This is a genomic window from Pseudomonas avellanae BPIC 631, from assembly GCF_000444135.1.
Classification (GTDB): domain Bacteria; phylum Pseudomonadota; class Gammaproteobacteria; order Pseudomonadales; family Pseudomonadaceae; genus Aquipseudomonas; species Aquipseudomonas avellanae.
The window spans coordinates 20,340-29,502 of record NZ_ATDK01000561.1; the positions used below are offsets into that span (position 1 = coordinate 20,340).

12 protein-coding genes are annotated in these 9,163 nt (G+C 59.1%); 5 read left to right on the top strand and 7 right to left on the bottom strand.

The features are described 5' to 3' along the window. Positions 1–7: 7 nt before the first annotated feature. On the top strand, positions 8–544 hold the full coding sequence (locus DW49_RS0125145; RefSeq protein ID WP_161460838.1) for a pseudouridine synthase: 537 nt from the start codon (positions 8–10) through the stop codon (positions 542–544). Between the two features lie 13 nt (positions 545–557). On the opposite strand, the gene DW49_RS0125150 is transcribed toward DW49_RS0125145, so the two are convergent. Both DW49_RS0125150 and DW49_RS1000000132960 read right to left on the bottom strand, forming a co-directional pair. Continuing rightward, on the bottom strand, positions 558–1,037 hold the full coding sequence (locus tag DW49_RS0125150) for an Lrp/AsnC family transcriptional regulator (RefSeq protein ID WP_003376607.1): 480 nt from the start codon (positions 1,035–1,037) through the stop codon (positions 558–560). 362 nt (positions 1,038–1,399) lie between these two features. Further along, positions 1,400–1,984, bottom strand: a complete 585-nt coding sequence (locus tag DW49_RS1000000132960; RefSeq protein ID WP_029768661.1) for a hypothetical protein — start codon at positions 1,982–1,984, stop codon at positions 1,400–1,402. On the opposite strand from DW49_RS1000000132960, the gene DW49_RS1000000132965 reads away from it, so the two are divergent. Further along, complete coding sequence (locus DW49_RS1000000132965; protein WP_005620638.1) at positions 1,928–2,644, top strand: DUF6515 family protein; 717 nt, start codon at positions 1,928–1,930, stop codon at positions 2,642–2,644. The genes DW49_RS1000000132960 and DW49_RS1000000132965 overlap by 57 nt on opposite strands. Positions 2,645–2,650: 6 nt before the next feature. Here DW49_RS1000000132965 and DW49_RS0125165 read toward each other — a convergent pair whose 3' ends face one another. From DW49_RS0125165 to DW49_RS0125175, 3 genes are all read right to left on the bottom strand, one after another. After that, a complete protein-coding gene (locus tag DW49_RS0125165) occupies positions 2,651–3,544 on the bottom strand; it encodes a cation diffusion facilitator family transporter (protein ID WP_005620636.1) in 894 nt (297 codons plus the stop codon). A gap of 15 nt (positions 3,545–3,559) precedes the next feature. Further along, on the bottom strand, positions 3,560–3,979 hold the full coding sequence (locus DW49_RS0125170; RefSeq protein WP_003376614.1) for a hypothetical protein: 420 nt from the start codon (positions 3,977–3,979) through the stop codon (positions 3,560–3,562). A 344-nt stretch (positions 3,980–4,323) separates the two neighbouring features. After that, positions 4,324–4,887 (bottom strand): RNA 2'-phosphotransferase, encoded by a 564-nt coding sequence (locus DW49_RS0125175; protein WP_081591675.1) that lies wholly within the window; start codon positions 4,885–4,887, stop codon positions 4,324–4,326. Positions 4,888–5,068: 181 nt separating this feature from the next. Here DW49_RS0125175 and DW49_RS0125180 point away from each other — a divergent pair, with 181 nt between their 5' ends. Next, positions 5,069–5,995 carry a Gfo/Idh/MocA family protein gene (locus DW49_RS0125180; protein WP_005620634.1) on the top strand — a complete coding sequence of 309 codons (927 nt, stop codon included), beginning with the start codon at positions 5,069–5,071 and terminating at the stop codon, positions 5,993–5,995. Between the two features lie 74 nt (positions 5,996–6,069). Continuing rightward, positions 6,070–7,041, top strand: a complete 972-nt coding sequence (locus tag DW49_RS0125185; RefSeq protein WP_024421526.1) for an alpha/beta hydrolase — start codon at positions 6,070–6,072, stop codon at positions 7,039–7,041. Positions 7,042–7,051: 10 nt separating this feature from the next. Here DW49_RS0125185 and DW49_RS0125190 read toward each other — a convergent pair whose 3' ends face one another. Continuing rightward, entirely contained in the window at positions 7,052–7,591 is a 540-nt protein-coding gene (locus DW49_RS0125190) for a DsbA family protein (RefSeq protein ID WP_024420990.1), read from the bottom strand. Between the two features lie 119 nt (positions 7,592–7,710). Beyond that, positions 7,711–8,406, bottom strand: a complete 696-nt coding sequence (locus tag DW49_RS0125195) for a tRNA (adenine(22)-N(1))-methyltransferase (protein ID WP_024420989.1) — start codon at positions 8,404–8,406, stop codon at positions 7,711–7,713. A 167-nt stretch (positions 8,407–8,573) separates the two neighbouring features. Between DW49_RS0125195 and DW49_RS0125205 the strand changes: the two genes are divergently transcribed. Further along, a complete protein-coding gene (locus DW49_RS0125205; protein WP_005620631.1) occupies positions 8,574–8,957 on the top strand; it encodes a RidA family protein in 384 nt (127 codons plus the stop codon). The last annotated feature ends 206 nt before the right edge of the window (positions 8,958–9,163 follow it).

The following is a 9,163-nucleotide window of genomic DNA, read 5'->3' on the forward strand; positions in this document are numbered from 1 at the left end:
GCCGAAGCTGATTCTGTTCAACAAGCCCTTTGATGTACTGACCCAGTTCAGTGACGAGGAAGGCCGGGCCACGCTCAAGGACTTCATCAAGATCCCCGGCATTTACCCGGCAGGCCGGCTGGACCGTGACAGTGAAGGCTTGTTGCTGCTGACCAATGATGGCCAGTTGCAGGCGCGGATTGCCGACCCGAAACACAAGCTGGCCAAGACGTATTGGGTGCAGGTCGAGGGTGAGCCAACGCCAGAGCAGTTGCAGCAGTTGCGCGACGGCGTTCAGCTTAATGACGGCCCGACCTTGCCCGCCGAGGCGCGGCAACTCGACGAACCGCAACTGTGGCCGCGCAACCCGCCGGTGCGCTTTCGCAAGAGCGTGCCGACCAGTTGGCTGGAACTGGTCATCAAGGAAGGCCGCAACCGTCAGGTACGGCGCATGACCGCCGCAGTCGGGCTACCCACCTTGCGGCTGGTGCGGGTCAGGATTGGCGACTGGACGCTGGATGGCCTGGACCAGGGCCAATACCGGGAAGTCGCTGCAAAGCTGTGATTGCAGGTATCAGTTAACTTCGCAGGTGAGTCAGCGGCATTTCGGTGCTGGCCAGCACCTGGTTGAGCACGAAGCTTGATTTGACGCTGGTCACGCCTTCGATGCGCGTTAGGTGGCCCAACAGCAGTTTCTGATAGTGATCCATGTCGGGCACCACCACTTTCAGCTGATAGTCCGCGTCCATGCCGGTCACCAGGCTGCATTCCAGCACCTGAGGCAGGTTGCGGATGTGCTGCTCGAAGTTCTCGAAGCGCTCTGGCGTGTGGCGGTCCATGCCGATCAGCACGTAGGCGGTCAGGTTCAGGCCAAGTTTCTTGCGATCGAGCAGGGCAACCTGACGCACGATATAACCGTCGTCTTCCAGTTGCTTGACCCGGCGCGAGCATGGCGAAGGTGACAGACCAATGCGTTCGGCCAATTCCTGGTTGGAAATACGTGCGTCCCGTTGCAGTTCAGCCAAAATGCTCAGGTCATATCTGTCGAGCTTGCTCACGATGCACCCCTTTATGAGTTGAATTGCGCTGGATTATTCATCTGAAGTCAAAAATTGCGCAAGTGATGTTTTAATCGGCAATATTAGCAATCCTCTGCCACTGCCTCAGGCCTATTCTTTTAAACAGAATCACTGCCCGGACACAGCGTCCAGCGACTCGCCAAATCAGGCCAGTTGCGGCCTCCCACCCAACAGGGTGTGTCAGGCCCCCGGGCTACATACTGTCCAAAAGACGGCATGAGGTGAGCCGACGTCAAAAGCGTTGCGCCAGGACGAAGCATCTCAAGGGGACCCTCTGGTCCCCTTTTCTTTGTCTGCCGATAATGCGCTCTGCTGATAAAGTGCGCAGAACGGCGCTACGCTTAAGCAGTCTTAACTACGTCAACCCGCGCTCTAGTGAGGAAAGCATGAAATTTGGCATCTGGCAGTTCGCGGGTGTAAGTCTGTTGTGTCTGGGCATCAGTGCTCAGGCGCTGGCTGATGAACGCGATGAATCGCGGCAAAACCAGCTTTACGGCGGCTCCAATGACAATGGGCAGCAGCGTCAGCAGCAGCAAAATCAGCAGCGCAATGTGGAGCGTCAGCAGCAACAACAGCGCTTTCAAGAGCAGAATAATCAGCAGCGTCAAGTACAACAGCAGCAAAACCAGCTGCGTAATGTCGAGCGCGAGCAGCAGCAGCAGATCAATCAGCAGCAGGACAACCAGCAGCGTCAGATTCAGCAACAGCAGAATCAGCAGCGCCAGGTCGAGCGCCAGCAACAGCAGCAGATCCAGCAACAACAATTGCAGCAGCGCAACGTCGAACGCCAGCAGCAACAGCAGATCGATCAGCAACAGCGTGACCAGCAGCGGCAGATTCAACAGCAGCAAAACCAACAGCGCCAGCAGTTGCGCCAGAGCCAGGACAACCTGCCGATCCAGAGTGGCCCCAGAGAGGCGTGGCAAACCCAGCAGCCGCGTCAGGGCTACTATCAGGACATTCCGCGCGGCAACAACCGCAATTGGCAGGCCGGAAATGGCCGCCCGAATGATCGCTGGGAAGGTCGCCCTGATGGACACGGCAATGGCTGGGGTCCTGGCCCGCAATATCGGCCTGGCTATGCGATAGACCGAGTGCCTGGCGGTTATTCGCGCATCCCTTATCGCGGGCAGGATTATTTTTATTCCGGAGGCTACTGGTATCGCCCGCAAGGCCCACGCTATGTCGTGGTGACCCCGCCTTATGGCGTTCGGGTGAGCAGGCTGCCGTCTTATTCGCAGGAAGTGTGGATCGGCAGCAGCCTGCTGTTTCTGGCGGCGGGCACTTACTATGCCTATCAGCCCGACAGTCAGGATTATGTGGTGGTCAACCCGCCGCAGAACGAGGCGGTTTATCAGGCCCCGGCGCAGCAGCAGGACAATGGCTACGATCCGGTTGCCTATCCGCAGAACGGTCAAAGCCAGCAGCAGGTCGAGCTGGATCGTTACCAGTGCTACCGCTGGGCCGCCGAGCAGAGCGGTTTCGATCCAGCCAATATCACCTCGCAGCCGCAGCCTGAGGTGGTGGACCTGTACCGCCGTTCGATGGGTGCGTGTCTGGCGGGGCGCGGTTACAGCGTCAATTGAGAGGGGTCAGGCGTTTGCCTGTCTGACCACTTCCTGAGGGTCGGCGTGCACCAGCACTTCGGCCTTCGGGAAGTGTTGGTGAATAGCGTCGGCGGCCTGATCGCAGAGCGCGTGCGCCACTGACAGGGTCAGCGTTCCCGGCAGTTCCAGGTGCAATTGCACAAACCAGTGATTACCGGAAATGCGTGTGCGCAGATCATGCGCCCCGAGCACGCCCGGCACACTGCGCGCCAGTTCCAGCATGCGCGTGCTGACATCGGCGGGCAGCTCTTCGTCCATCAGCACTGACACCGTTTCGCGGGCAATCTGCAGCGCGCTCCAGAGTATGTACAGCGCGATGCCCAGGCCAAAATAGGCGTCCAGCTGCTGCCAGCCGAAATACGCCAGGGTCAGGGCCACCAGAATACTGGCGTTGAGCAGCAGGTCAGAGCGGTAATGCAGCGAGTCAGCACGGATGGCCGCAGAGCCGGTCGCCTTGATCACCCGGTATTGCAGGCTGAGCAGCGCGAGCGTCAGCGCGATGGAAATCACCATCACCACCATGCCCAGCAACGGCGCGCCGAGTGGCTCCGGGTTCTGGATGCGCTCGACTGCCTGAACGGCAATCAGCACGCCACTGACGGTGATAAACAGGGCCTGCGCCATGCCTGACAGGGCTTCCGCCTTGCCGTGACCATAACGATGATCATCGTCGGCAGGGCGCAGCGCGTAATGCACCGCCAGCAGATTAAGGAACGAGGCTGCGCCATCGAGCAACGAGTCCGTCAGCCCGGCCAGCAGACTGACCGAACCGCTCAGCCACCAGGCCACGCCCTTGGCAAGAATCAGCGTCACGGCAACCGCCAGCGAAGCCCGTGTCGCCAGACGCAGCAGGCGGGAATGTTCGGCAGTGGTGTTCATGACGCTTCCTTATTGTCAGGCTGCCGGGATCAGACCCAGTGTTGCCAGTTGCTCCACGCTGCCTTTGTGCTGAATCAGACGCGGGTCGTTCAATGGCAGGGAACGGCCCAGCTCTGTTTCGATGATGGCTTGCAGCTTGATGTTGTCGACACTGCCGTCAGCCTTGAGGGCTTTTTGCAGCTTCTGCGGATCAATCTGCGCATGCTCGCCAGGCCCGTAATAAATCGCACCCGTCGCGAAGTCCACCGCAAACGCGATCACACCGGGAACGATATAGAACAACAGCGCGAAAGCATCCAGCGCCGCAATCGCCGGATCAACCTTGCCGTCAATCTGACCCCGACGGTCCGGATAGAAAATACTGCCGCAGGCAGAAATCTGAGTCAGCAACGTGGCGACCAGAACGCCACCGATCAAGCGAGAAGGAATGCGCATGGAAAGCTCCTGAGATGAAGAGAGCAACTATACAAGGCAATGGCTGCAAGGCTAAGACTATTGAGTGATGGGGTGGTTCTGCGGTTGATGCTCGTGTCGCGGGTAAGCGCTCAGCGTTATACACAAGTCCTGAAGATATAAGCCCATTTCTCTGACTTCTGGCGGGAGTGGACCGGGCGACGCTTCGCTTGACCTCAGGTGGATCGGGTTTCCCGTGGGAGCGGACTTGTCCGCGAAAAGCACGGTACATTCGCGGAAGGTTGTCGCCCCTGCCAAAGCCTTCGCGGACAAGTCCGCTCCCACACAAGCGACGCGCCGACCTGTCTGCTCTTGCACAGGGGTATCTACGAAACGGTATCTGCGACTTTGGTCAGCCACTCAACCGGCACCCCCGCTACCAACCAAACCCCATTGTCTGCCTGAAAAAACCGTACCCCTGCCTCAAACATCCCCTTCGCATCAACGGCCAACAACACGGGTTGCCCGTAACGTTTTCCAACGCTCAGTGCGGTCTCGGGATCATCCGTCAAGTGAACATGATGCCGACTGCCGGCGATCAGCCCCTGGGTTTCGATGGATGCCATGAAGCGGCTGGCGGTGCCGTGGTAGAGCCTGGCTGGCGGTTCCTTTTCGATGTGCTGCACCTGAACCAGCCCGGTGCTGTGGCCCTGCGCTGCACGAATGCGCTGGCCGTCTTCGGACAGCGTGAAACGCTTCTTCTCGTTGGTCTCGACCACTTCTTCCAGCGCATTGCGGTCGAAACTGTGGCCGTTCGCGTTTGCCTTGCGGACCAGATCATCGACCTCGCACCAGCCGTCGCGGTCCAGGCTCAGGCCCATTGATTCAGGTGCGTGGCGCAGAACGTAGCTGAGCAGCTTGCTGATCTCGTCGCGTTGTTTCTTGTTCAAGAACGTGCCCTTTTCCATTTGGGTGTGCGCCCAGTCTAGAGACAAACGCGCAACGGCTTCAATGCTGCCATCAGGCGGTCACTGACCGAAAACAACCACGCCTCGCTGATGCCCCTTACCGACCACGATTAACATCTGGTTTACTGTGCTGACGATAATTACAAAAACTCAGGAGTCATGTATGCAACCGATTCGTCTCGGGCTGGTGGGCTACGGCAAGATTGCCCAGGATCAGCACGTCCCGGCGATCCACGCCAACCCCGCCTTTCAACTGGTGGCTGTCGCTACGCAAGGCCAGCCGTGCGCAGGCGTTGAGAACTTCAAGTCTTTAGGCGAATTGCTTGAGAGCGGGCTGCACGTTGACGCCATTGCGTTCTGCACGCCGCCGCAAGGTCGATTTGCGCTTGTGCAGCAGGCGCTGGCCGCAGGCAAGCATGTGCTGGTGGAAAAGCCGCCCTGCGCCACATTGGGCGAAGCAATGGCCTTGGTGCAGCAAACAGCAGAGCAGGGCGTCAGCGGTTTGTTTGCCTGGCACTCGCGTTATGCGCCCGGCATCCAGGCCGCGCGTGACTGGCTGTCCACCCGCACTCTGCACAGCGTACAGATTGACTGGAAAGAAGACGTGCGCAAGTGGCACCCCGGGCAGGCGTGGATCTGGCAGCCTGGCGGTCTGGGTGTTTTCGATCCAGGCATCAATGCCCTGTCAATCGTCACCCATTTGCTGCCGCGGCCCCTGTTCGTCGAGTCTGCCGAACTGCGCGTGCCCAGCAACTGCCAGTCGCCAATCGCTGCTTCTATCAAGATGTCCGATACGCAGCAACTCGATATCCGCGCAGAGTTCGACTTCGATCACGGTCATGATGAGCTCTGGAGTATCGAGGTCCGTTGCGCCGAAGGCACCTTGCGGCTGGACAACGGCGGCGCACTGTTGAGCATCGACGGCGTGCGTCAGGCAGTATCGGAGGAAGGCGAATATGCAGCGGTGTATCGGCACTTTCAACAGCTGATCAATACCAACGCCAGCGATCTGGACGTGCAACCGCTCAGGCTGGTCGCGGACAGTTTTTTTGTGGGCAGCCGTGCGTCCGTTGAACCGTTCTACGATTGATAGCCTCTCAGGTATAAGCGAAAGCGAGCGCTGTGCTCGCTTTTGCATACGTAAGCCTGACTAGAGAGCAGAAATTGGACATCAAAAAGCTTTGGCCTTCCAGTGAGCAGGAGTTGGTAGAAGTCCGACGGTTTAATAAAACCCTCGCCCGGCTGCCGCGTTTCCAGATTCGCAATCGCGTCACGCCCCGGTTGATACAGGCGTTGTTGCGCGCTGCTCAGATTGGCAGCGCGTTGAAACCGGTCAAACATGACCTGCGGATTGAAAAAGCCATCGTCAGCACCGATAACGTTCCCGTTTCAGTGCGAATCATAAGGCCCAAAGGCAAACTCAAAGGCGTGGTGTTTGATATTCACGGTGGCGGTTGGGTGATCGGTAACGCCCAGATGAACGATGACCTCAACATCGGCATCGTTAACGCGTGCAACGTGGCGGTCGTGTCCGTTGATTACAGATTGGCCCTTTCGACCCCCGTCGAAGGGCTGATGGATGACTGCTTTTCTGCCGCATGCTGGCTGCTGGGTAGCGACTGTAAGGAGTTTGCCGGCCTGCCGGTTATTGTCGTCGGTGAGTCCGCCGGCGGGCATCTTGCCGCAGCCACTTTGCTCAAATTGAAAGCCAGGCCCGACTTGCTCAAGCGCGTAGTTGGCACAGTTCTGTATTACGGCGTGTACGACCTGACAGGGACAAAAAGCGTTCGTACCGCAGGCCCGGAGACGCTGGTGCTCGACGGCCCGGGGATGGTCGGCGCAATGCGCTTGCTCGCCCCGGACAGAACCGACGAGAAGCGCCGCGAGCCGCCGTTATCGCCCCTGTATGGCGACCTGACCGATCTGCCGCCCGCCCTGATGTTTGTCGGCGAGCTTGACCCGCTGCTGGACGACACGCTGGAAATGGCCGCTCGCTGGCAAAACTCGGCAGAAGTTGAAATGCACCTTCTGCCCGAGTCCCCACACGGTTTCATTCACTTCCCGACGGCGTTGGCGCGCAAGGTACTTGCGCGCAGCCACGAGTGGATTAATCAGCAGATTGAGCAGGTGCTCTGAGCACCCTGTTTCAGCCGATATCCGACACCCACTTCGACACCGGATCGCCACTGCTCATGCCGGGCTGCACGAGGCCGTCGATCATGAAGGTCGGCGAGACGTGTATGCCGTTCTGTCGGGCATATTTGGTGTGCCACTTCACTGCTTGCTCAAGCTCGGGATTGGCGAACGCTTCAGTCAGTGCGAGGCCGCTGTAACGCTCAATGCGCGCGATGATGTCGTTGGGCGTCGCATCGAGATTCGGCCCGCCCGCGTGGTGTTCGAACTCGAACTCCTCACGGTGCGAGGCAACCGCTGTCATCACCGCTTTGGCGCTTTCCTTGCCGCCTTCCAGTATCGCCGCGGCCAGAATACAGCGCACGATAACGCCGGAAAACATATGCCAAGGCTGGGATTGCAGACGGATTCTGACCGTGACGTGGTCTTCCCCGGCCTGCGCCAGCAGATCATCGAGTTTGAAGAACGCTTTCACGGAAAAAGGGCAGGTCGGCTCAAGGAAGACTTCGAACAGGCGAGGCCCGTGGCCCCAGGAAAGTGCGTCTGAATACATGGTCATGTTTCTCCCGTTGACGAGGGTGTGGAATGCGCAGGCGGATTGACGCTTGGCATCGATCATGCGGTTTTGAGAGCCGGTGGGGGCGTGAGTTCGATTTTCAGGCCAGCAACTGTTTAATTCAGCAACGCGGTAATCCAACTGATCTGCTGTGCAATGTCCTGCATCTTTTCTTCAGGCACAGCCTTCTGTGCGCGGGCGAAGTTGCTCAGGGCCTTGTGTTTTTTGCTCAGCAGGCGCTGCCACTTGAGCAAAAAAGCCGGGCTGCGCGTCTGCATCTGTAGGGGGCCGAAATACAGCTGTTCGGCGGTGTAGGTCACCGGTCCGCTCCGTTCGGCGACGATTATTTCGTAGTCGAAACGGTTTTCCCGCAGCACTTCCTCGTCAAGAATGCGGTAGTCATGCTCCATCAGCCACACGCGCAACGGCTGCTCGCCACCGTTGGGTTGCAGAATCAGCCGCTCCTGACCGCTCAGCCGCGCCTTGCCGCTTTCAAGAATGTCGCGGATCGTCTCGCCGCCCATGCCACAGAGGCTGATCGCAGTGATCCCGTCAGCCGGTTCTATCGCCGCCAAACCATCGGCCAGACGCACGCTGATCTGCTGATCCAGATCGTTCTCGCGCACGGTGCGTTGGGCCGCGTAGAACGGCGTCAACGCTACCTCGCCAGCCACCGCCGCCGAGATGGCGCCACGGTTCAGCAGCGCCACCGGCAGGTAGCCGTGATCCGAGCCGATATCGGCCAGTCGCGCACCGGCGGGCACGCGCGTCGCCACACGCTCAAGGCGCATGGACAATCTCTGTTCGTTCAACGGCAACCCCTTTCAGCACAAGCGTCCGGCAGCATGGCCGGGTCCGGGCGCGATTCTGTAGAGCAACGCCGCGCATTTCAACTTTCTGCGACAAAGCCTGCGGCTCGACCCGTACCTTTCGCTCGCGTAGGCTTGCCGTTTTCCGTCCCTGGCAAAGCAGAGAGCCCATGGCAAACGCAGACATCACCTTCACCCCCGACCCTGATGCGGACTCCATCTCCTCCGACGTCGCCGACTTCAACGGCCTGTTGGTCAGCACCCAGATCCCGACCCGCGCCGACGGCAGCCTGGAACTGGGCGGCATCACCGAACAAAGCGAATGCACCCTGCGGGCTCTGAAAGACGCATTGGAGCGAGCCGGCAGCTCAATGGATCGGGTCCTGCACCTGACCATCTACCTGACCGACATGGCAGATCGTGCGGCATTCAATGAAGTGTACAAACTCTTCTTCAAAAAACCGTGGCCAGTGCGCGCAGCCGTGGGCGTGGCATCGTTGGCGGTTGAGGGCATGCGCGTGGAAGTCACAGCGATGGCGGCCAAGGCGGGCTGATGCCCGTAGTTTCTGATTAGTGACTCTCTTTCCAATGCGTTGGTACACATTTCAGCGAATATTGTTCAAAATTGATGAGGCTTAGGGAACCTCCGAACAAGTCTCAAATATGCGAAAATCGCCTGACCACCTGATCCGAGCCGCCCATGAGCCAAATGAGCTTTTCCGACGTTGAGTACGCAGGCAAACGCAAGCAAACCCGCCGC